The sequence below is a fragment of the Gammaproteobacteria bacterium genome (assembly GCA_029862005.1).
GTDB lineage: Bacteria > Pseudomonadota > Gammaproteobacteria.
Genome location: JAOTYD010000005.1, coordinates 1 through 22,260, shown reverse-complemented (window position 1 = coordinate 22,260; position 22,260 = coordinate 1). Strand labels below are relative to the sequence as shown.

Annotated in this window: 23 protein-coding genes; 12 read left to right on the top strand and 11 right to left on the bottom strand. The window is 53.7% G+C overall.

The features are described 5' to 3' along the window. Window positions 1-18 precede the first annotated feature (18 nt). Genes OES20_04975 through OES20_04955 form a run of 5 tightly spaced genes read left to right on the top strand, consistent with a single transcriptional unit; the run spans window position 19 to window position 4,516 of the window. Window positions 19-942 carry a branched-chain amino acid ABC transporter permease gene (locus tag OES20_04975; protein MDH3634041.1) on the top strand — a complete coding sequence of 308 codons (924 nt, stop codon included), beginning with the start codon at window positions 19-21 and terminating at the stop codon, window positions 940-942. Beyond that, complete coding sequence (locus OES20_04970) at window positions 942-1,907, top strand: branched-chain amino acid ABC transporter permease (GenBank protein MDH3634040.1); 966 nt, start codon at window positions 942-944, stop codon at window positions 1,905-1,907. Before OES20_04975 ends, OES20_04970 begins: the two co-directional genes overlap by 1 nt. Beyond that, window positions 1,900-2,652 carry an ABC transporter ATP-binding protein gene (locus OES20_04965; GenBank protein ID MDH3634039.1) on the top strand — a complete coding sequence of 251 codons (753 nt, stop codon included), beginning with the start codon at window positions 1,900-1,902 and terminating at the stop codon, window positions 2,650-2,652. The genes OES20_04970 and OES20_04965 overlap by 8 nt, the downstream gene beginning before the upstream one ends. Further along, window positions 2,645-3,346, top strand: coding sequence for an ABC transporter ATP-binding protein (locus OES20_04960; protein MDH3634038.1), 702 nt, complete (start codon window positions 2,645-2,647; stop codon window positions 3,344-3,346). Before OES20_04965 ends, OES20_04960 begins: the two co-directional genes overlap by 8 nt. A 33-nt stretch (window positions 3,347-3,379) precedes the next feature. Further along, on the top strand, window positions 3,380-4,516 hold the full coding sequence (locus OES20_04955) for an FAD-dependent monooxygenase (protein MDH3634037.1): 1,137 nt from the start codon (window positions 3,380-3,382) through the stop codon (window positions 4,514-4,516). A 52-nt stretch (window positions 4,517-4,568) separates the two neighbouring features. On the opposite strand, the gene OES20_04950 is transcribed toward OES20_04955, so the two are convergent. The 5 genes from OES20_04950 to phnD form a co-directional block, all read right to left on the bottom strand. Further along, window positions 4,569-5,423 carry an alpha/beta hydrolase gene (locus tag OES20_04950; protein ID MDH3634036.1) on the bottom strand — a complete coding sequence of 285 codons (855 nt, stop codon included), beginning with the start codon at window positions 5,421-5,423 and terminating at the stop codon, window positions 4,569-4,571. 13 nt (window positions 5,424-5,436) lie between these two features. Continuing rightward, on the bottom strand, window positions 5,437-6,252 hold the full coding sequence (gene phnE, locus OES20_04945) for a phosphonate ABC transporter, permease protein PhnE (GenBank protein MDH3634035.1): 816 nt from the start codon (window positions 6,250-6,252) through the stop codon (window positions 5,437-5,439). Next, the gene (gene phnE / locus OES20_04940) at window positions 6,252-7,055 is read right to left on the bottom strand and encodes a phosphonate ABC transporter, permease protein PhnE (GenBank protein ID MDH3634034.1); all 804 of its coding nucleotides are present in this window, start codon (window positions 7,053-7,055) and stop codon (window positions 6,252-6,254) included. The genes phnE (OES20_04945) and phnE (OES20_04940) overlap by 1 nt, the downstream gene beginning before the upstream one ends. After that, complete coding sequence (gene phnC / locus OES20_04935) at window positions 7,052-7,891, bottom strand: phosphonate ABC transporter ATP-binding protein (GenBank protein ID MDH3634033.1); 840 nt, start codon at window positions 7,889-7,891, stop codon at window positions 7,052-7,054. Before phnC ends, phnE (OES20_04940) begins: the two co-directional genes overlap by 4 nt. Before the next feature lie 95 nt (window positions 7,892-7,986). Next, complete coding sequence (gene phnD, locus OES20_04930; protein ID MDH3634032.1) at window positions 7,987-8,919, bottom strand: phosphate/phosphite/phosphonate ABC transporter substrate-binding protein; 933 nt, start codon at window positions 8,917-8,919, stop codon at window positions 7,987-7,989. A gap of 205 nt (window positions 8,920-9,124) precedes the next feature. On the opposite strand from phnD, the gene OES20_04925 reads away from it, so the two are divergent. Further along, window positions 9,125-9,724 (top strand): phosphoglycerate mutase family protein, encoded by a 600-nt coding sequence (locus tag OES20_04925; GenBank protein MDH3634031.1) that lies wholly within the window; start codon window positions 9,125-9,127, stop codon window positions 9,722-9,724. A gap of 19 nt (window positions 9,725-9,743) precedes the next feature. Here the strand turns inward: OES20_04925 and OES20_04920 are convergent, their stop codons facing one another. Further along, entirely contained in the window at window positions 9,744-11,321 is a 1,578-nt protein-coding gene (locus tag OES20_04920; protein ID MDH3634030.1) for a Na/Pi symporter, read from the bottom strand. A gap of 153 nt (window positions 11,322-11,474) precedes the next feature. Between OES20_04920 and OES20_04915 the strand changes: the two genes are divergently transcribed. Both OES20_04915 and OES20_04910 read left to right on the top strand, forming a co-directional pair. After that, on the top strand, window positions 11,475-13,778 hold the full coding sequence (locus tag OES20_04915) for a hypothetical protein (GenBank protein MDH3634029.1): 2,304 nt from the start codon (window positions 11,475-11,477) through the stop codon (window positions 13,776-13,778). After that, a complete protein-coding gene (locus OES20_04910; protein ID MDH3634028.1) occupies window positions 13,778-14,677 on the top strand; it encodes a hypothetical protein in 900 nt (299 codons plus the stop codon). The genes OES20_04915 and OES20_04910 overlap by 1 nt, the downstream gene beginning before the upstream one ends. A 23-nt stretch (window positions 14,678-14,700) precedes the next feature. On the opposite strand, the gene OES20_04905 is transcribed toward OES20_04910, so the two are convergent. Then, on the bottom strand, window positions 14,701-14,991 hold the full coding sequence (locus OES20_04905) for a DUF1330 domain-containing protein (GenBank protein MDH3634027.1): 291 nt from the start codon (window positions 14,989-14,991) through the stop codon (window positions 14,701-14,703). A gap of 94 nt (window positions 14,992-15,085) precedes the next feature. On the opposite strand from OES20_04905, the gene OES20_04900 reads away from it, so the two are divergent. From OES20_04900 to OES20_04890, 3 genes are read left to right on the top strand one after another with little or no spacing between them, the layout of a single operon-like run. Next, window positions 15,086-15,877 carry an enoyl-CoA hydratase-related protein gene (locus tag OES20_04900; protein ID MDH3634026.1) on the top strand — a complete coding sequence of 264 codons (792 nt, stop codon included), beginning with the start codon at window positions 15,086-15,088 and terminating at the stop codon, window positions 15,875-15,877. Between the two features lie 7 nt (window positions 15,878-15,884). Beyond that, the gene (locus tag OES20_04895; GenBank protein ID MDH3634025.1) at window positions 15,885-16,796 is read left to right on the top strand and encodes an aminotransferase class IV; all 912 of its coding nucleotides are present in this window, start codon (window positions 15,885-15,887) and stop codon (window positions 16,794-16,796) included. Continuing rightward, on the top strand, window positions 16,789-17,547 hold the full coding sequence (locus OES20_04890) for an SDR family oxidoreductase (protein MDH3634024.1): 759 nt from the start codon (window positions 16,789-16,791) through the stop codon (window positions 17,545-17,547). Before OES20_04895 ends, OES20_04890 begins: the two co-directional genes overlap by 8 nt. Before the next feature lie 135 nt (window positions 17,548-17,682). On the opposite strand, the gene OES20_04885 is transcribed toward OES20_04890, so the two are convergent. The 3 genes from OES20_04885 to OES20_04875 form a co-directional block, all read right to left on the bottom strand. After that, window positions 17,683-18,069 carry a hypothetical protein gene (locus OES20_04885; GenBank protein MDH3634023.1) on the bottom strand — a complete coding sequence of 129 codons (387 nt, stop codon included), beginning with the start codon at window positions 18,067-18,069 and terminating at the stop codon, window positions 17,683-17,685. A gap of 201 nt (window positions 18,070-18,270) precedes the next feature. Next, the gene (locus OES20_04880) at window positions 18,271-18,453 is read right to left on the bottom strand and encodes a hypothetical protein (GenBank protein MDH3634022.1); all 183 of its coding nucleotides are present in this window, start codon (window positions 18,451-18,453) and stop codon (window positions 18,271-18,273) included. 594 nt (window positions 18,454-19,047) lie between these two features. Continuing rightward, window positions 19,048-20,103 carry a hypothetical protein gene (locus tag OES20_04875; protein ID MDH3634021.1) on the bottom strand — a complete coding sequence of 352 codons (1,056 nt, stop codon included), beginning with the start codon at window positions 20,101-20,103 and terminating at the stop codon, window positions 19,048-19,050. A 560-nt stretch (window positions 20,104-20,663) separates the two neighbouring features. Between OES20_04875 and OES20_04870 the strand changes: the two genes are divergently transcribed. Continuing rightward, on the top strand, window positions 20,664-21,077 hold the full coding sequence (locus OES20_04870) for a YbaN family protein (GenBank protein ID MDH3634020.1): 414 nt from the start codon (window positions 20,664-20,666) through the stop codon (window positions 21,075-21,077). 303 nt (window positions 21,078-21,380) lie between these two features. Here the strand turns inward: OES20_04870 and OES20_04865 are convergent. Further along, on the bottom strand, window positions 21,381-22,260 hold an 880-nt coding region (locus tag OES20_04865; protein MDH3634019.1), incomplete at its 5' end, for a CoA transferase.

The following is a 22,260-nucleotide window of genomic DNA, read 5'->3' as shown; positions in this document are numbered from 1 at the left end:
CACTATGGGCCGAAGCGCATGGATTGGAACTTGTTGATCACGCAATTGTTGAACGGGCTGCAGCTCGGGCTGCTGCTGTTCCTGCTCGCATCCGGCCTGACGCTGATCTTCGGCATCATGGATTTCATCAATCTTTCGCATGGCTCTTTCTACATGATCGGGGCGTACTTTTGCGGCACGGTGGTGGCCAAGAGCGGTTCGTTTCTCGCCGGCGTCGTGTTCGGCCTGCTTGGTATGTTTGCCGTGGGGGCGGCGGTCGAGTGGCTGATCGCGCGCAAACTATACCGCGAGGATCATCTCGATCACGTACTCGTCACCTTTGGCTTGATTCTGATCTTCGACACGCTGGTACATCTGATCTGGGGTGCTGCCGGCATGGCGATACCGTTACCGGATATATTAAACGGTCAAATTACGATCGGTAGCCTGGTGCTGCCGAGCTACCGCCTGTTGATTATCGTCGCCGGTTTGAGCGTAGCGGCAATCCTGTATTTCCTGGTCAGCCGCACCCGGCTCGGGATGCTGATCCGTGCCGGTGCTTCGAATCGCACCATGGTCGAGGCGCTCGGGATCAACATCAACCGCCTGTTCCTGATCGTGTTTGCGCTCGGCGCCGCGATGGCCGGACTGGCCGGCATGCTGATCGCTCCGATTACCGAGGCCAGTATCGGCATGGGTAACGACATCATTATCGTTGCCTTCGTGGTGGTCATTGTCGGCGGCATTGGCTCGGTCAAGGGCGCGTTTTACGCGGCCCTGATCCTGGGTCTGATCGATACGCTGAGCCGGTCGTATCTCGATGCCATTTTAAAGCTGGCAATGCCCGTCACCTATGCCGAGACGGCGGCGCCGGCGCTGTCGGCGATGCTGATTTACATCCTGATGGCGGCCGTGCTCGCGTTTCGCCCGCAGGGATTGTTTCCACCGGCCGGGATGAAATAGTGAATTGGCTGCCGCCGACGGTCTCGGGCAGAGTATATGCGGCGATTCTGCTGATCCTCGCGCCGGCGCCGTTTATTTTCGAATGGATCGGTCAGCCGTTTTATCTCGATCTGCTCAGCCGCGCGCTGATCTTCGCCATCGCGGCAATCAGCCTGAACCTGATACTCGGCTTCGGTGGCATGGTCAGCCTCGGCCACGCCGCCTATATTGGCATCGGCGCCTACTGCGTCGGCATCCCGTCTTATTACGATTTATACAATGGCTGGCTGCATCTGGCGCTGGCGTTATCGGTCGGCGGGATTTTTGCGTTGATAACCGGCGCGATAAGCCTGCGCACGAAAGGCGTTTATTTCATCATGATCACGATGGCTTTCAGCCAGATGGTTTATTTTATTTTCCTGAGCCTCGAAGAATACGGCGCCGACGATGGCCTGGTGATCTATTCGCGCAGCGAATTCCCGGCCTGGCTCAGCATGGATGGCAGCGCCCGTCTTTACTACTGGATTTTCGGCCTTTTGATCCTGTCGCTGTTTTTGATTCATCGCCTGGTGCATGCGCGCTTCGGCCGGGTCATCGTCGGCGCCAAGTTCAACGAACAGCGGATGCAGGCGCTCGGCTTCAACACATACCGCTACCGGCTCGCCTGTTACGTGATCTCGGCAATGTTATGCAGCCTGGCCGGCATGCTGCTGGGTAACTTCTCCGGCTTTATCAGCCCGGACATGATCGGCTGGGCGCGTTCCGGTGAGCTGATCTTCATGGTCCTGATCGGTGGCGTCGGCAGTCTGTTCGGGCCGCTGATCGGCACCATAGCCTTTATCACCCTAGAGGAGTTTCTGTCGGCGATTACGGTTTACTGGCACCTGATCTTCGGCCTGATGCTGGTGGTATTGGTACTCTACGGCAAGGGCGGCATTCACGGCTGGATGAGCCTGCTCGATCGCAAGCGAGACGAAGATGGCTGAAATACTGCTCAGGATCAGTGGTCTGCACAAGTATTTCGGTGGCATCGTCGCTACTGAAAACGTCAACCTTGAAATCGAGCGCGGGCAGATACATGCGATCATCGGTCCCAATGGCGCCGGTAAAACCACGCTGCTGGCACAGCTGTCCGGACAATTGAAACCCGACAGCGGTGAAATTGAGTTTGCCGGGCACAGCATTACCGGCTTCAGCATGGCGCGGCGTGCCCGCGAGGGTCTGGCGCGCTCGTTCCAGATCACCAGCGTGGTGCTGCCGATGACGCTGCTGGAAAATGTCATGCTCGCGGTGCAGGGGCGTAGCGGACATTCGTTTCGCTTTTGGGCGCCGGTCAATCAGGACGATAAATTGAAACAGGCTGCACTGGCGGGCCTGGCGCAGGTAGGCCTCGACGATAGAGCCGACCGCATTGCCGCCAATGTTTCCCACGGTGAGCAACGCCAGCTCGAGGTGGCAATGGCACTGGCGATGCAACCACGTATGCTGTTGCTCGACGAACCCATGGCCGGCATGGGCAAGGAGGAGGGCGCGATGATGGTGGAAATCTTAAACCGCATGAAGGGCGAGATGACGATCCTGCTGGTCGAACACGACATGGACGCGGTGTTCAGCCTGGCAGACCGCCTGTCGGTGCTGGTTAACGGCCACATTATTGCCACCGACACGGTTGAGAATATCCGCAACAATCCGGAAGTTCAGCGCGCTTATCTCGGGGACAGTCATGCTTGAGCTCGACGGAGTCGAGACCTTCTATGGTCCGATCCAGGCTCTGTTCGGCGTCAGCCTAAATTGCGACGAAGGGCAGGTTACCACACTGATTGGTCGCAATGGCATGGGCAAGACCACGACGATCAGCTCGATCCTCGGCATCATTCCGTGCCGCCAGGGCGAGATTCGTTTCGACGGTGTGCGCGTCGATGGCCGACCGGCCTATGAAGTGGCACAGCTCGGTATCGGCCTGGTACCGGAAGGCCGCCAGGTTTTTCCCAATTTGAGCGTGCGCGAGAATCTGCTCGCGACCGCCGCCAACTACAGCGGCAGCGACGATCCATGGACGCTTGAAAAGGTGCTCGAGTTTTTCCCACGGCTGGCCGAGCGTCTCGGTAATCAGGGCGCCCTGCTGTCGGGAGGCGAGCAGCAAATGCTCGCCATCGGCCGCGCGTTAATGCTCAATCCGCGCCTGTTGATCCTGGACGAAGCGACCGAGGGGCTGGCGCCGTTAATCCGTCAGGAAATCTGGCGCCGACTGGAGCAGTTAAAACAAACCGGCCTGACCATCTTGCTGATCGACAAAAACATTGAAGAGCTGACGCAGATTGCCGATCGCCATTTTATTATCGAAAAAGGGTGCATTGTCTGGTCTGGCGATTCCGAGTCGCTGGCCGGCGATGGCGAATTGAAGGCGCGTTATCTCGGTGTTTGAAACGCGGCTACCAATTCGCGGGCAGGATAATTCATGGTCGAACTGAAACAGGTTGAAATCATTGGCGCCGGGCCGGCTGGTCTGTATCTCGGGATTTTGCTCAAGGTCGCATTGCCACGATCCCGCATCCGGATCACCGAACAGAACCCGACAGATGCTACCTTCGGCTTCGGCGTGGTGTTTTCCGACCAGTCACTCGATTTTCTGCAAGCCGACGACCCCGCGACGCATGCATTGATCACGCCGCAGATGGAGCGCTGGCGTGACATGACGCTCTCGCTCAAGGGCAAACGAATCAAGCTGGACGGTATCGGTTTTGCCGCCATCGGGCGGCTCGAGCTGTTGCAAATCCTGCAGCGGCGGGCGCAGGACTGCGGCGTCGAAATCACATTCGGACAGACAATCGAATCCCTTGACGGTATCGAGGCCGATTTAGTCGTCGGCGCCGACGGCCTGAATTCGCTGGTGCGCCGCAGCGATCCGGGAGCTTTCGCGCCAAAGCTGACAAATTTCGATAATCACTTTGCCTGGTTCGGCACGCCGCGGGACTTTGCCACGTTGACGCAAACCTTCATCGAAGGTCCACACGGGGTGTTGAACGCGCACCATTACCGCTATGCGCCGGGCCGGAGCACTTTCATTGTCGAGTGCGACCCGGCGAGCTTCGCCGCCTACGGTTTTGCAGACATGGACGAGTGCGAAAGTGCACGCGTCTGTGGCGAACTGTTTTTCGAAACGCTTGACGAGGCGCCGCTATTGGTCAATAAATCGCACTGGCGGCAGTTCCCGCGGCTGTGGTGCGAGCGCTGGGTTGCTGGCAATCGCGTAATTCTCGGTGATGCAGCGCATACCGCACATTTTTCGATCGGCTCGGGCACGCGCTTGGCGCTCGAGGATTCGATTGCACTGGGTAAGGCGATTAAAGACAACCTGGAACTTGAATCCGCCCTCGCTGATTTTCAGCGGCAACGTCAGCCGATCGCGCGCAAGATCGTCGACGCCGCCAACAGCTCGGCGCGATGGTACGATCATTTTGCTGAGCACATGCAGCTGCCGCCGATGGAATTTGCCTACAGCTACCTGGCTCGCTCGGGCAGGATTGACATGGAGCGTTTGCGTAAGCTGTCACCCGATTTCATCACTGCCTACGAAGATTATCTCGATGCATAGCGCGAGCGCGATTGAAGCAGTTTAGACGACAGCAAACTTTCCGGAATTGAATTTACCTGAGCCAGCCGGTAACGCGCCGAAAAATTTCACTGTCGGTGGATGCGAGCCGATCGACCAGGTCGAAATGATCGACGTCGGATTCGACAAACTTTTCAATTTGTTGGCCGGATTCAGACCAGTGTTCAACCAGTGCGTCGGTTTGCCGGAAGAACTCGGGGGTTTCGGCACCGCCCACAATCGCCAGCACAGGTGCCGATGATGTCGGCCTTGAGAAACCGGGACTGAGTCGTTGCACTTCGTCTGTACTAAGGTGCAGCGCGTCGCTGATCGTTGTGTGCAGCAATGGTTCAAGTTGATACAGGCCGCTCATGGGGATTCCAGTCTTGACCAGGTCAAGGGGAAAGCCATTGTCACGGGCGATCCAGTTTGTGATCAGTGCCATTGCGGTCAGATGTCCGCCCGCTGAATGACCGCAAAGATTGATGCGTTCGGCACAGATGCCAAGGGATGACGCACTCAGGTACAACCAGGCCAGCGCGTCCTGGATGCTGGCGACGATTTCGGATAGCGTGACCTGCGGGCACAATGGATAGCCGATGATTGCCACGTCTACTCCTGAATCATTAAAAGCGGCGGCAACGAAACTGTAGATCGATTTATCACCACGCTGCCAGTAGCCGCCATGAATATAAACCAGGAGCGGGGCATCTTTTTCACCGCAACGAAACAAATCGATTCGTTCCCGTTCGCTACTGCCATAGGCACAATCGAGTATCGCATCCGCCTTGCTTCGATAACGTTCGCTGCGCTCTGACCATTGACGCAACAGTTCGGGCGCATCGGGGCGCCGGGCCATATTGTTGTAATTGTCTTCGAGCAGAGGATCGACGGGTATGGCGCGTGTCATGAAGTTTTCTGGATCAAATAATCGCGTGTCGGATTTTCGCCGAGACCCACTCACTTACTATGACGGTTGCCAGAATCACGAGTAGAATCAATGACACCTGGGTCCAGGCCAGGGTCGAGATAGATGCGTCGAGTTGCAGGCCTATTCCACCGGCGCCGACCAGTCCCAATACGGTCGATTCGCGGATATTGATGTCCCAGCGAAACACGGAAATACCGGCAAACGCCGGCATGATCTGCGGCACGATACCGAAGCTTAACTGCTGACCGCGTGATGAACCGGTCGCGATAACTGCCTCGACCTGATTGTGATCGATCTCTTCGATGGCCTCGTACAGCAACTTGGCGCAAAAACCGATCGAGCGCAAGCCGATCGCAATGACGCCGGCGAGCACACCGGGGCCGATCAGCGTCACCAGCATCAATGCCCAGATCAGCGAATTGATCGAACGCGACGAGACGATGACAAACAGGGCCACGGGGCGCACGAAATGCACGCTGGGCGTTGTATTGCGCGCCGCGCAAAAAGCAACCGGTACTGCGATCACGATGGCAATCATCGTGCCCAGCGTGGCGATATTAATCGTATCCCAGACAGGTGCCCATAGTGTATCCATATAGGACCACTTCGGTGGTACCATGCGTTCGGCCATATCGGCGGCCTGCTTGGGTGCGTCGGTAACGAAAAACCAGATGGTTTTTTCCGAAATCAATTCCCAGCAATAAACAAATATTGCAACCCCGGTTAGCCACCCAAACCACACGGCGAACTGTGCCGGCGTGGTGCGTCGTTTCCAGATCTTGCTACCCGCTATTTCCAGTGTCGGCATTATTGCACCCAGCGCCGAATGTAACCGGAGGAATACTCCATCGCCATGACGATGCCGATAATGACCAGCAGGATCGCCGCCGCGGAATCGAACTCGTAGCGATCAAAGGATGTCAACAGGGTCGCTCCGATGCCGCCACCACCGACGATTCCAACCACGGCCGATTCGCGAAAGTTTATATCGAGCCGATATATTCCGAGGCCGATCATGCGCGGCATCACCTGCGGTTGCACCGCATAGTTCAACCATTGCAGCCAGCCGGCACCAACGGACTTGACTGCCTCTGCCTGTACCGGATCCATGGATTCGATATCCTCGGCGAGGAGCTTGCCGTAAAAACCAATGGTACCCACGCTGAGTGCCAGAAATCCAGCGAACGGACCAAAGCCAAACAGTTTGACAAAGAAGATGGCCAGTATTATTTCGGGAAATGTCCGTGATACCGCGAGTATTCCGCGACAGAAAAGATAGATCGGTCTGTAGGAAAGGTTTCTAGCAGCACCAAGACCTACCGGTATCGATAGAAGGATACCGATTACGGTCGATGTAATCGTCATCCACAGGCTTTCCATAATGCCTTCCTCGATCGAATCCCAGCGTGACACGAAATCGGGTGGAAAAAACGCCATGATAAAACGCTTGCCGCGGGTCGCGCCTTCGGTAACACGGATCCAGTCAATTTCCATCGTGCCGAGCGCCAGCGCGAGATAAATTGCAACGCCGACCCAAAGCCCCCAGCGCAGGGTTGGGTTCTTGATAAACGGTGGCCGTTTCCAGGTGCGGATTGGTGCGGTCTGATTCAAGAGACGGGCTTCAATTTTGCGACCTTGGAATCTGCATCGAGATCCAGGTCATTATCCAGGTCATCGTCATCCTTGACGGCTTCAATGGTCGCTTCCCAGTCCTCTTCACCGTAGATATCGGTCAGCACTTCGGAGGTCAGATCCTCTGGAGGACCATCGTAGACGATGGTGCCCAGTTGCAGACCGACGATGCGCCGTGCAAACATCTGCGCCAGCAGCACATCGTGAATATTGATGATTGCGGCCAGTTGCCGTTCGTCGCAGAGTTCGCAGATAAGACGCATGATCTGGCGCGAGGTTTTGGGATCGAGACTCGCAGTGGGTTCATCGACCAGCAACAATTCCGGATTCTGGATCAAGGCCCGGCAAATACCAACTCTTTGGCGTTGTCCACCCGATAGTTCATCTGCGCGTTTGTCGGCCATGTGATCGAGGCCAACGCGGCCCAGTAATTTGAAAGCCTCGTCGATGTCGGATTGCGGAAATTTGCGGAAATAGCTGCGCCAGAAGCCTACGTAGCCAAGGCGTCCGGACAATACGTTTTCCATCACGCTGAGTCGCTCCACCAGTGCGTATTCCTGGAATATCATGCCCATGCGCCGGCGTGCGCGCCGCAACGCGGTCGAACCCAGACCGGTCAGCTCAAGATCACCGAGATAAACCTGGCCCGAGGTCGGCTCAACCAGTCGATTAACGCAACGTATCAGAGTGCTCTTGCCTGCTCCTGACGGGCCGATCAATGCCATAACCTGGCCTCCAGGGATCACAAGATGAATGTCTTTAAGTGCGTGATCGCCGGTTTTATACTGTTTATCCAGGTTTTCGATGCGAAGCATTTTGCTGATCCGGTGGAAGTGTTATGCAGGCGTGTAGAGAATCCGAGCCGCGAAAAAGTTTTCGCGGCTCAGTGTTTCAATAATGCAGGCAGCACCTACTTACAGTCGTAGCTGACACCATTGGCAGTGTCGATCTTGCGGATGACGTTCCAGTCGGATTTATGGTGTATCGAGACGAAACGGCCTTCTTTCTTGAACTCTTTCTGCAGATCAGAACCTTCCCATTTGAAGGTAAAAAAGGCTTGTTTGACCTTGGCCGCGACTTCGGGGTGCAGGTTGTGTGCGTGCCCGTAACCGGTGGTCGGGAAGGTCGCCGATTTGTAGATCGAGGTTATATTGGCTGGGTCGATTACCTTGCGATCGATCATGCGATTCATGACCGAGTTTGCCACCGCGGCGACCTCGTAGTCCTTGTTGGCGATGCCGAGCACGGAATTATCGTGCTTACCGGAAAACACGGTCTTGAAATCAACGTCCTTGACCAGGCCGAATTCGGATTTCAGCAGTGCCGACGGGGCCTTGTTGCCCGAGTTGGATGTCGGTGAGGTAAATGCGAGCGTGCGGCCCTTGATGTCAGAGGGTGATTTGATAGCGCTACCCTTGGGCACGATGATTTCCATTTCGTAGCCGAAAGATCCGTCTTTCGACGCCATCATTGCAAATGGCACCAGGCCGGCGCAGGAAACTGCAACCGGATTGCCGCCGGTGTTTACCCCTGCAATATGCAGTCGCCCGGAGCGCATTGCTTCGTACTGGGCGGCATAGGATTGGACCGGAAAAAATACGACTTTCTTACCGGTAACCTCGGACATGTGCTTGATGAAACCATCCCAGACCTTGGCGTAGATCGCGGGATCTTCGACCGGAGTATAAGAAAAGATGATGGTGTCGGGATTGATCCACTCGGCCGGGTCAAGCGGCAGGTCGGCGACCAGGTCATGGTCGCGGTCACAGTATTGTTCATCCAGCGTACCGCGAAAGCAGTCTGCGGCCATTGCAAGGCTAGAAAAACAAAAGATTAAAAGCATCCCGCAAAGACGGGCCGGGATCGATATCGGCTTATTCATTAAAATTCTCCTCGGTTTGTTGTATTGAGCGGGCTATTATTATCGGTGTCAGTAAATTAGACCTGTCCCCGCTGTGGGTTCATTATTATCCTTTGATACCGGTGATGCAACTGTTGTTCAACCCGCGGGAGAATCCCGACTTCCCATGTTACTGTAGAGATTCAGTTTGAATTGCCTGCTTGAATTCGAGCATTTGAATAACCGCTACTTCGCGATGCGGCATGGTCATAGCCTGGCTAACCAGCGGGCTATTATCGTTAGTCAGCCCGAAAACGGTCTCGACGGTTTCGGCTTAAGCGACCAGGGACGGGTACAGGTCAGGGAAAGTCTACAGCTGATTCAATTTCCATTTGCCAACACCATTATTGTCAGTTCTGATTTCTGTCGCGCCCGGGAATCGGCCGAAATCGCGGCCCATTCGCTTGACGCTGTCGAGGCAATTAATCTCGATCGGCGATTACGTGAGCGCAATTTTGGCGAGCTGGAACTCACCGCGGATAGTGGCTACGACGATGTGTGGAAAGCAGACGCGGAGAATCCCGACCACCAGGTGATGGGAGTGGAGAGTGTAAACCAGGTAATGGAGCGGGTTACATCGGTGATTGTCGAGTATGAAAATTGCTGTTCGAATACCAGCATTTTGCTGGTTTCCCACGGTGACGCACTGCAGATTTTAGAAACGGCATTTGCCCGGATGGATGGTTCCGAACATCGCCAGCTGGAGCACCTGCACACCGCTCAGATTCGAGAGTTGCAATTCGGCTGAACCATTGCCGTAGTTGCGGCTATTGCTGTTGTGTATTGTGCAGATAATGGCAAATGCGATCGATGTGGTGGCTGACGCGGGTTAACCAGCGCAGCGCTTCGGCCGACTCGGTAGCATAACGAATATCGATTTCACCGCGTGCTACCGCCTGGTAAATTTTTTCACGTTGGGGATCTTCCATGCCGTGTGTACGCTGATAGGATTGCTCGGACAGTTCACAGGCTCGTTCGAACTGGCGGGCTTCGACGGCGTCGATAATTTCATCGATCTGGCTATCCATGATGATTTCGACATCGGTCAATTCAGGACGCTGGCTGGCAATAATGGCTCGCTGCAGATCCTCGTCACAGCGCTCGTGCAGACGCTGCATGTGATCGGTGGCATGAATCAGTGCAATCAGTTTTTGTGCTTCCCGGCTCTGCGGATTGCGTAGTTCGATCTGGTCGAGGAAGTCGTGTGTTTCATCGAGTATGGTTTGCAGCTTCGGCATGTCGGCACGAATTTCATGCTCTTCCTGCTCCAGTATCAGGTTGATGTTAACCATCAGGGTCAGAAACTCGCTGACAATAATTTTCTCTACTGCCATGAGTGCGACGTCGGGTTCCCTCAACAGTGCCTTGTCAAGGCTACGCGCGTAGCGTGGGCCGGTATCGGGAATCAGGTTTACCATCATCGCCGCAAACTGTTGCGTGAATGGAAGCACCAGCAGTGCACCGAGCAGATTAAAACTGGTGTGAAAGGCGACCAGTGCGATTTCCGGGTTGTCCAGGATCTGAATTTCAATTAACGCCTCCCACAGGTAGACGAAAGGTGTAATCAGGATGAGGGCACCGATCGCGGTAAAGCAGTTGTAGATGACATGTGAAAAGCCGGTGCGTTTCGTGCCGGCAGTGCCACCGATCGTGGCGATTGCTGCGGTCACGGTAGTGCCGACGTCCATGCCGATCACCAGCGCTGCGGCCTGCTCAAAATTTATCGCACCGGCGTTGATCGCGACCAGTGCCGTGGCGACACCGGCACTGGATGACTGGGTAAGAATGGTGATGATAATGCCCAGCAGTAAAAGCTTGAGGCGACCCGTCAGGTTGTCTGCCGGCAGCAGATCCAGGTTGACGAAATCCGTGTACTGCGCCGCCGCCTGTTGCAACAGGTCGATGCCGATAAATATCAAACCAAATCCGGCCAGCGAGAAACCAATTTGCCTAATTCTGCCGGACGCAAAAATGCGCATCATCACACCAACGAAAATAATCGGCAGCAACAGGCTTCCCAATTGCAACTTGAATCCGAGGAGTGCGACCATCCAGCCGGTGATCGTGGTGCCAATATTGGCGCCGATGATAATCCCGAGCGATTGTGAAAAACCGAGCAGCCCAGCGCCGACAAAGCCGACCGCGGCGACCGTGGTTGCGCTCGAGGATTGCAGGATTGCGGTACTAATGGCCCCGGTGGTAGCGCCGCTCCAGGGACTGTGCGTGGCGTCCGCCAGCCACTGGCTGATGCGTGCCCCGGTGAGTGCTTTCAGACCCTCGGTCATGACGACCATACCGAGCAGAAAAACACCAATACCGCCGATGGCCTGTATCAAGGAAACCAAATTGCCCTCCGCAGGCCCTTCTCAGACCCCGTTATTCCATTAAATTCAGTAACATTTATCTCAAAACTGTTACGCAGTTCAATTAACAAAAGGGGTGTTTCCGTGCTAACCTTAATTGTCCACACATACTCTAACAGTATCTAAGGACAGGTTGTGAGCTTCGACTACAACGAAATTCGTGCAAGTCAACATGCAAGCGGTACCCAGTGGGCTTCGTACAGCGACCTGTTTATGGTGCTCGCCTTTATTTTTCTCGTCATGTACATGGTATCGAGCCTGCGCACCGGCATGATCTCGGTCACCTCTCACGCCAGGATCAAGGAAGTCAAACAGGAGCTTGAACTATATGAAACGGTAAAGGATGAGTACCTGGCCGAGCAAGCCAGCCAGCAGGAACAAAAAATATACGAGGAAATCATCGACCAGATTGCCCTGCTAGAAGACGAAGCATCGGCCAAGAAGAAAAAGCTGGCACAGCAATCGAAGGATCAGGAACAGCGCGAGGCCGAGCTTAATAAATACCAGCAAATGATAGTTTCGATGATGAACGCCAACGCGGTTGCCAAGGCGGAGGCATCGCGGCAACTTTCATCGCAAAAGCAACAGAACCAGCGACTGCAGCAAACCGTTTACGAGCGTAGTGCGGACCTCCAAACACTACAGCAACAGTTACAGCAGGAAGAAGCGGAACTGGCTCAGCTGCAAAAACAGTACGCCGCCGAAACCCGAAAGCAGGAACAGAAAATTGAAACCCTGCGCTCCAGGTTCGAGGACGATCAGACCCGACTCGCCTCGCTGGAAGATTTCATCCGTACCGAGGCACAGGAACGCGAAGCGTTGCAAAAAGCGCATGCCCTGGAAGCCCAAAAACTCGCTGCCGAATACGAAGAGCTGAAAGCGCAACACGAGCAGGGTAAAAGCCAGGTCGCTACACTGGAGGAAACCCTGGTCGCAGAAGCGGAAGCGAAGGCACGCCTGGAAAAACTGCACACGAAGCAAACCGAGGCGCTGGAGCAAAAGTTCTCCTCGCTGAAATCAGAGTTTGATCAGAGTCTGAGTAACCTGGCTTCACTCGAGGGGCAAATTGAGCAGGAAACCCAGGAAAAGGCCGCGCTTGAAGTCGCCTATGCCAGGCAGACCGAGGGCCTTCAAGACCAGCTAAAGCAGTTGGCCAGTGAGTATGGTAAGAATCAGACCAAGCTGGCCACGCTTGAACAGCAACTGCAACAGCGTGCTGCCGAAAAACAGGCCCTGGAAGCAACCCTGATTACGCAAACCGATTACCTCGAAGGCAAGATCTCGGAATTGAGTGCCCAGCGCAACGAAAGCGAACTGCAACTTGCGGCGCTGGCGCAAACCCTGGCCAGGGAAGCGAACGAAAAAGCCGCGCTGGAAGAATCCCTGGCTGAACAAACCAGAAACCTTGAAGGCAAGATCCAGGAGCTCACACAAAAACAGGGTCAAAGCCAGGAGGAGCTCGCAGCGCTCGAAGATCAGTTGGACCAGCAGGCTGCGGAGAAAGCCGCGTTGAAAAACGCGAGTGCCGCGGAATTGGCCGACCTGGAAGAAAAATATGAAAACCTGCAGGGTGATTATGATAAGAAACGCGGTGAACTTGAATCGCTGGAAGACGATATCGAGAAGGGCAGGTCGCAGATAGCAGGTCTTGAAGAAGAACACCAGGGGCAGGTCAAGGAACTCGAAGACAAGTTCAAGGGTTTACAGGATGCCTACGAAGCAAACCAGGCTGAAGTGGCGCGTTTGCAGGAGGACCTGGGCAGTGCCAAGGAAGATCTCGAGGATACCGCGCAAAACCTGAGCAAGGCCGAATCTGATCTGACCGAAACTTCCAAGGAGCTGCAAAAGGCGCTTGAACTGGCCAAGAATCGCCAGGATGTTGCGCAACGCATTAAAGATGATTTTGCCAAGGCGGGTATCATCGCCGACGTTGATAAGAGCACCGGTGACGTGATACTGGATTTCGGCAACGATTATTTTGATACTGATAGTTATAAACTCAAGCCGGGTATGCGCACGACCATCCGCAGGGCTATTCCGGTCTACGCCAAGAGCCTGTTTGACCGTGAATCGGCGACCGCCGATATTTCGTCAATCGAGATTATTGGATTCGCATCCCCGACCTATGGCGGCAAGCCGGTCAATCCCAATTCACTGTCATTAGCGAACCGCAAAGCGGTTAACTACAACCTGGATTTGAGTTATGCGCGGGCGCGATCGATCTTCGAGTATGTTTTCGATACCCAGAAGCTTAAGTTCAAACACCAGGACGCCATGTTGCCGTTAATCAAGGTAACCGGTAGAAGTTTCTTCACCGAGCAGGTGGACCCGAACGATACCGGCAACCTGTCACGCAGAGATTTTTGCAAGCTCTATAATTGCCTGGAATCACAACGCGTAATTATCAAGTTTGGGCTAATAGAAAAAAGGAACACCTAATGAACGAATTTATTGTCGAGTTAATTAACGTGGTGGTGCAATACGCGACCGACTATCTGATGCCGGTGTTGTTATTCGCCTTTATTCTCGCCGTAATCATGCGACTGTTGATCACGGTAACGATTCACCGGCAGCGACGTTTCGTCAAAGAGTTCTGCAAACGCGTGCATGAAGACATCATGGCCCGGCCGGAACCGCGGGGCTCTTTTTATCATCATGTCAAAAGGGCAATGACGCGAACCTATTTTGAAAACTTCGAGTTACGTGCGCGTTACAAGCGTCGTAACGAGGATCATATTATGACGGTTGGCGACCGCGTATTTTTAATCCAGGATGGCATTATTCGCCTGATCGATGATTTTTTGCAGCACATCCGGTACCTGCGCAAGGAATCCGGCCACCAGCCCGATTTTCACGAGATTTCAAACAGCGTGTTTGGCTCGAACCCGGTATTCAACCGGGTGTTGGGTATATTCTCGTTAAGTCGAACCAATGACGTACTAAACATCCTGCCGAGCATTTTCATCGTCGGCGGAATATTCGGTACCTTTCTCGGAATTATGAGAGCTCTACCTGAACTGACTGCGATGGATATCACCAATGCCGAGGCCAGTAAGATTGTCATCGATAATTTCCTGATCAAAATTTCATTCGCGCTGAGCACGTCGATACTCGGCATCGTGTTGTCGATAATCATGAGCTTCCTCAATACCCTGCTTTCGCCAACCAATATCTATGTCGAAATTGTCGATGCCTTTAACTCGGCCTCGGAAATCCTGTGGAACAAATCGGAACACAACAATGTCAGCAGCGGTGATCCGGACGTGAGCAACCGTGAATCCGAATCCCTGGATGCCTTTGACCTGGCGATTGCCAATGTTCACGCCAGGCAAACCTGAACCTGTCGGTTTTATCTCACCCGCTAGGCCCCATCTAAAATCGCCAGCGTGCACCTGGCATTGTCGCGACGCAGCGGTTTAACCGGGGCATATTCCTCCGAGTCGACAAATGCACGCGCTGAATCCATATCCGGAAACTCGATGATGACCATGCGTGTCGGTGTCCACAAATCCGTTTCGCGAACATCCATGTCACCGCCCCGCACCCGGTAAACGCCCCCATATTTTTCAGCAATTGGTTTCGCCAGTTGCTTGTAGTTTTCGTATTGGTCCGCGTTTTCAATCATTGTATCGACGATCAGGTATGCGCTCATGGTTGACTCCCGTTGTGTTGGCAGGTAGAAATTATGTTCTGCATGGTTCGGTGAATCGTTATACTGCGTTTAACCAGATCCGATCAAGTTCGAGATGAATCAATTCAAACACATAAAATTAGAAACGCAGAATGCGATTGCGAGGATTACGTTAAATCGTCCTGATGCAGCCAACGGGCTCGATAGCCTCATGGCCAGTGAGTTAAACCAGGCAGCCCACTTATGTAGCACTGACCCAGGGCTCAAGGCAGTCGTGCTGACCGCCGGCGGCCGGTTTTTTTGTGCCGGGGGCGATATCAAGGAAATGCTGTCGCATGGCGACGAGGTTGGCGGGGCAGTCAAATCGCTGGCGGATGACTTGCACAGTTCGATTTCCACGTTGTCGCGTATGCAGGCGGCCTTGATCGTCGCGGTTAACGGTGTCGCTGCGGGTGCCGGATTCAGCCTGGCGTTGATCGGTGACATCGTGTTGGCTTCAGAATCCGCCAGTTTTACGATGGCCTATACCCGGGCCGGGCTGTGCCCGGACGGCAGCTCGAGTTATTTCCTGCCACGCCTGGTGGGATTACGCCGGGCCCAGGAGCTGATGTTAACCAACCGCACCCTGGATGCGGCAGAAGCCGCTTCAATGGGTCTGGTAACACGCGTCGTGGCCGATGACGAACTAGCGGCGCAGACCGACCAGGTTGCGAACGATCTTGTCAACAGTGCGCGCCTGTCTACCGCCTACGTCAAGAAACTGCTGCTCGCAAGCGTGGATAACGATCTCGAGGCCCAGATGGAACTCGAGGGAAAACTCTTGTCACGCTGCGCCGCGTCACCCGACGGGCGTGAGGGAATCCAGGCTTTTGTCGAAAAGCGTAAACCGGAATTTGAACAGGGGTAGCGCTGCGATGGCGGATTTTTCACAGGGCATTGCATTTATCGATGACAGCTACATACCGGTTGCCGAGGCCAGAATCCCTGTGCTGGATTGGGGATTCCTGCATTCAGATGCAACCTACGATGTCGCACACGCCTGGCGGGGTAAATTTTTTCGCATTGATGAGTACCTGGACCGTTTTCATGCCAGCGTGGCAAAACTGCGCATGTCGTTGCCCTACAGCCGCGAACAGGTTCGATCAATCATGTTCGAGCTGGTCAGCCGCAGCAATTTGCAAGATGCCTATGTCGAAATTGTCTGTACCCGGGGCATACCCGCGCCCGGATCACGCGACCCACGCAGTTGTGAAAACCGGTTTCTGGCGTTCGCCATCCCCTTCATCTGGATCGCCGATGACGCGCTGCGCGAGCGGGGGCTCAATCTATTAATCAGCCATCAGCAGCGTATCCCGCCCGAGTCAGTCGATTCCACGATCAAGAATTATCATTGGCTCGATATGGTCATGGCCCTGTTCGAAGCCTATGACAATAACGCCGATAGCGCGGTGCTCGTTGACGCCGAGGGCAATCTCGTAGAAGGACCGGGGTTTAACGTATTCGTGCGCCGGGGTGGTACCGTAATCACGCCTGCACGCGGTGTGCTCGAGGGGGTGACCCGTCTGACGATACTTGAGTTGCTGATGAAGGAAGACCTGGAGGTGGTGCAGGACGCGCTGCCCGCAGCCCTGGCACGAACTGCTGACGAGATGTTCATCACCAGCACCGCGGGCGGTGTTATGCCGGTTACGAGGATCGCGGATCAACAGGTTGGGGACGGTAAGCCGGGTGCGTTGACGGCAAAGCTGAATGCGGCCTACTGGGCCCTGCATGACGATCCTCGTTATAGTACTTCGATCGAGTATCGAGGCAGCGAGCATGGTTAAAGAAACGGATATTGCGCTCGTAACCGGGGCCGGAAGCGGGATCGGCAGGGCGGTTAGTTGTACCCTATTGACGCAGGGTTACTCGGTGGTGCTGGCTGGCAGGCGACTTGAACCCATGCAGGAAACTGTCGAACTTGCCGGCGTGGACTCGACCCGGGCTCTTTGCGTGCCAACGGATGTCGGTAAACCCGAGCAGGTAAGAGACTTGTTCGCGCAGGTCGAGCAAAGCTTCGGTCGACTCGATTTACTGTTCAACAACGCGGGTGCTTATACCCCGGGAATTCCAATGGAGGAACTGTCCTACGAGCAGTGGCAGTCGACAGTCGATGTCAATTTGACCGGCCCGTTCCTGTGTGCCCAGCAGGCGATTCGGATCATGAAGGCGCAATCTCCCAAAGGTGGCAGAATTATCAACAATGGCTCCATTTCAGCCCACGCACCTCGGCCTTTTTCGGCTCCTTATACGTCAACCAAGCACGCTATAACGGGGCTGACAAAATCCATCTCGCTCGATTGTCGCGAGCATAATATTGCCTGTGGCCAGATCGATATCGGTAATGCTGCGACCCCGATGACCCGATCCATGCCGAAAGGGGTACCCCAGGCCAATGGCGAAGTCGCCGCTGAACCGGTCATGGATGTCGAACATGTTGCGCAGGCCGTGCTGCAGATGGCATCCCTGCCGCTCGACACGAACGTGCAGTTCATGACGATCATGGCGACCAGAATGCCTTACATCGGACGCGGTTAGTGCATGTAAGAGGCCCCGGAGTTTTGGCTTCATTGATAGGTGCCCAAGCGGTTACACCGTTTCTAATTTCTTCAATGCCCTAATTAAAGATCAATAGGCATCTCAAATAGTTAACCGTTTCTTTGCTGATTATATTCAAGTGTCCCGCACTATCTCATCTGATTTCAAGTTACTGTGGGTCGTGGTTGTTTTAGTTCTGTACCGATCTGCGGCTCCACTCAAAATTTTTCTAACCATGTTTTTCGCCATCTCGTCACTGTACCCGCCTAATCCCTGGAAAAAATTCTCGGCCAACAGTATCGCATCTTCTTTAGTGATGAAATCTTGAGCAACCAACCGCTGCCAGAATAATCCCAAGCGCTTGTTTTCTTCGTTGGTGGCATGGATATATCGCATGTAGCGGGGCGTGTCGTTGTGTTGATGCTGACGCCATGCGTTCTTTACCCGGACCCAGTCCTTAGACGGGATTTCATCGCAGATTTGCTGCAATTCACTGTCGTCTGTATTCGAGGGTACGGTCACCTTCAGATGGTCCTGAAGATATCGCCGTAACCAACCACGCTTCGAGGGTATTAGTCGTTTACTCATCATCGCCCCAATTCAGCCCGTTATATAAAGGGAGTTAGTTCACAAGCGCATCCGGGATGCTTTTAGGAATTTCGGTGCTAACATCGAAAAGTACTATGGACATGTACTTGCATTTCGCAGCGATACCCCATTTGCTTACGCAGACACGCGTTGTTGCATTCGCCGATCGACAAACCTGCTGCGACGATCAGTCACCGTAATCCGACGCGATTCATCTGACAGGTTGGGTAAAACGATGGAGCGCCGGTCTCCGAAGAAACGCCGATCACGCGTAGAAGCACGCCGATCGACCATATCGTTGGCATAAGACAATTCCATGAATCCCCCCATTTATTCAATTAATTCGAATGAACAAGTCATTTAAATTTAATAACTTATATCCGATTTGTAAAGTATATTATGAAGTTTTTAATAAAAGTCAATCCAGACAACTATCTATTGTGCAACTTTTACTTAGCCTTCCGAGAGCTGGGGAATTCGGCGACACCCGTAGATAAACGACATCAGATCAAACGGATTTATTGTCGATAAGGCCGAGTGATTTCTTCAAAGCAGACGTTGACAAATTCTTTGCCAGGGGCAATCTTCGGCCAACAAGAGACACTAGTAGATATAAAAAATCCGCCGGGTCGAGGCTTAATAGTTAAAGGGACAAGTAGTTATAAAGCCCGAACAGCCCGTATTTTATGCGTAAGGGTTTTGAGTCTCGCGATAGGATCGCAGTTAGAGCCGGGTCCGGTTTCTCTACAACCACCCGGGTGAAATTCATAGATATACGCAAAGTCCGCGGCGGCGTGAAGGAGGCTTTGAGTTGATCGAGAACTGAGACGCCCACAACCTTTACGGAGGATGTGCCACCCATTCACACCTCTCGGTACCGGCCCGACCCCTTTAATTCAGAGAGTCCTTAACCTATCTCTTCTCTTTCTTCCCCTTCTTTAGTCTTACAACTTCCGTCTGGACCCCGGCTGGATTGTCGCCACAGATGAGTTCAAAGAAGTGCGTATTGATGGCATAGAGGCTGTCGCCGAAACCGATGATGGTCGTGGCGATATTCAACGGAGTGTCTGGACCCTCGCCAATATTCCTGATGAACTCGCCTCTGCTGAGGTCTCCCGAGAGTTGGACCACAGCGATCTTGTCGGAGAAGTTCTGCATAATGTAAAGAGTTCGGCCGTCCAGGTAGAGCCCGTCGCCGTCCGGAAACAGTGGCTCAGCGCCTTCGATCTCGAGGGGAGATGCCTCACCGCTTGCCGTGTCCACCAGCCAAAGCACCCCGGTGGAAATATTCACGATCACGAGTTGTCTGCCGTCAAACTCTCCGACGAGACCGTTGGCGTTGAAACCGGGCACCATCCCGAAGTCAGGCATGAAGATCGTTTCGAACACAGGGGTCGAGGGAAGGCGTCCGCCCTTCTCAAGGGGTAGCTTGTACAAGAAGGGGTTGAACGAGTCCGTGAAATACACGGCCTTGCGGGTGACCAGGACATCGTTGATAACAATGCCATCGCCGAACCCAATCTCCATGATGAGTTCGCCGCTGCTGGCGTCATAGATGATGACGCCTTGAGCAGTAAATCCGTTGACTAAGTCGCCGGAGCCTGTCGCGGCGTAGAGATAATCGGTGCGGGAGTCATAGGACAAGCCGCTGACCGGTTTGCCTGTCGGCAGGACCAGAATAGTGCCTTCTCCAGTGCGCAGGTTCCCCTTGTAGATGGAGCCGGCGAAAGCGGATAGGTCGTGAGACTGAGGCTCTTCACAGATGAAGGGGTTGGCTGAAAGGAAGTCGAAAGCGCTGGAAAAGGAAAAGGCGCCCAGAAAAAAATCGTGCCCCTTGCCCAGTTCGATGCCCTCCGCCTCGAATCCGAGGGGAATCTCGATGGCTTCGGGCCAGTTCTGCTGCGCCGCAGCTCCCATTGAGAAAGTGCAAAATACAACCGCGAGAATACTTGTTTTTAATGCTTTCATACTGCTCTCCTAATTATTATTAAACGAGCGCGATGTTAATACGTCGGATGTAATCCAGAATCACAAGATAATGAATTGTATGTAAGCAATATCCCATCGCGGTCTTAGCTTATTAGCTACGATCTCTAGGGGCGACTTGGGAAGGCTATTGTTGGCCCATTGAATAACTATTTGAACCGCAGGTTCCGCACCTCTTTTGTAATCAGCGTTAACATTCGAGGTCGTCAGTAGATGAATGCAGGGTCTGCCTATTATTAGATTCTGTCAAGTTTATTGGTAGTTCAAACGGTGATCTGCAATATTTTTCCTATGAATATGAGCGTCTCTATTGGGTCGACAATCGCCTCTGAAATTTTCGTTCTGAGCGGCAGCTTTCTCCAAAGCCGACGCTGGCAACTAGTTACAGGAGGCAATCTTCGGCCAAGAACGGAGGTTTGTAATTTTCTGGTAATCACGCCCATGAAATTCTCAATCTAGAATACGTGATCTGTCCCCTATTGTTCGTATTGTTGTTAATCTGTTAATTTTGTGTATGTGCCAAAAGTCCCCCGAATCTTTTGATGACTGAAGACGTAGATGAAGCCTGTCAAGATCATCCGATGCCGGGTAAACGAGTGCAGTTGGGTTACCTGGTGCTCGCTTATACCGCCACCGCGCTCGGCATTGCCGGGGTGTTCCTGCCGTTGCTACCAGCGACACCATTCTTGCTGGTAGCCATCTGGGCGGCGTCGAGAGGATCGCAACGCGTACATGACTGGATTTACAGCCAGCCTCAGTTTGCACGCCTGATTAACGACTGGCATGAGCAGGGCGCGGTGCCGTCGAATGCCAAGTGGCTTGCGACTGTGATGATGATCGTAAGCTGGTTATTCTTGCTTTGGTCAGGCTATCACTGGGGCTTCCTGCTCGGCATGAGTCTGTTCTTTCTTTGCATAGGCACTTTCCTGTGGACGCGCCCAGACCCCATGTCGTAGCGGGATCAAGATAAGAATAAGCAGAATGAGAATTCGGAAAGAAGTGAGAAGGGGCATTAACGATACTTAACAGTGAAATTCTAGTTACAACTGAGCAGTATCGAAAACTACATGCCCCTCCGCGCTTAAAATTATCTTCAGCCCCCTACAGTTTCTGTGAACCGATAGACACTAACCTGTAATTTCCGCAAAACAGACGCACAAATTAAAGAATCGAGCGACGACTTACGGCCCTAAGCAATGGGATGGAGCGAAAAGAACCTATTTAAGAAAGTAGCTATCAAGAGCGTTACTCCCGCAGTCTTAACTATCCTTTGAGTTCCAGTGGAGTTGATCACATGATGTGATCTCCTCTACTTCAATCGTTATATCAACCGGCTGGTTGTTGATCCGGGCCGGGTAGGTTGGTCCATTTTCGGTTAACGCGCCACGAGAGACGAATTGTGCCTGTTGCGTCAACTCGTTCGTGTCAAGCAGGGCTTCAAAGCAACAATCAACATTGTCCAGTAAATTGCACCAGTGCTGCCGGGGATGGCTGGATATGACTGCATTGACCTCGGCGATCAGGGCCTTTTGGGGCATTAATTCAAACTGACGGTCAATCCATTCCGGTTTGTCCAATGCATCGCAAAAATTTTTCCAGAATGCGGTTTCGATGGCGCCAAGACTGATGAAACCACCATCGGCGCATTGATATAGGTTGTAGCATGCTGCACCGCCGCTGAGTATCGACGTCGCGCGTTCCCCGGATTGGGTCAATATCGGCAGGTACTGCCAGGACAGGATCGATTCGGTCATGCTTATATCGAGATAAATACTGCCGGGATTGCCGGCCCGTGCGTGCAGCGCAGCGAGCATGGCGATACTCGCCTGCATCGCCGCGGCATGGTCGGCAATCGGTGGATAGCCGATCACCGGTTGCTTCGCGGTGCCGCTGACAATCGATTGGGAGCTGAGCGCGCAATAATTGATATCGTGTCCGGCGCGTCGGGCATAAGGTCCCGTCTGGCCGTAACCCGAGAGCGCACAGTGAATCAGCCCGGGATTAACCTGGGCGAGTCGGTCGGGACCAAGGCCAAGCCGTGCCAGCACGCCCGGTCTGAAGGATTCGAGCAGAATATCGGCATCAGCGAGCAGCGCCAACAAGGCCTCCCGGTCCGATTCGGACTTCAGATCCAGCTGA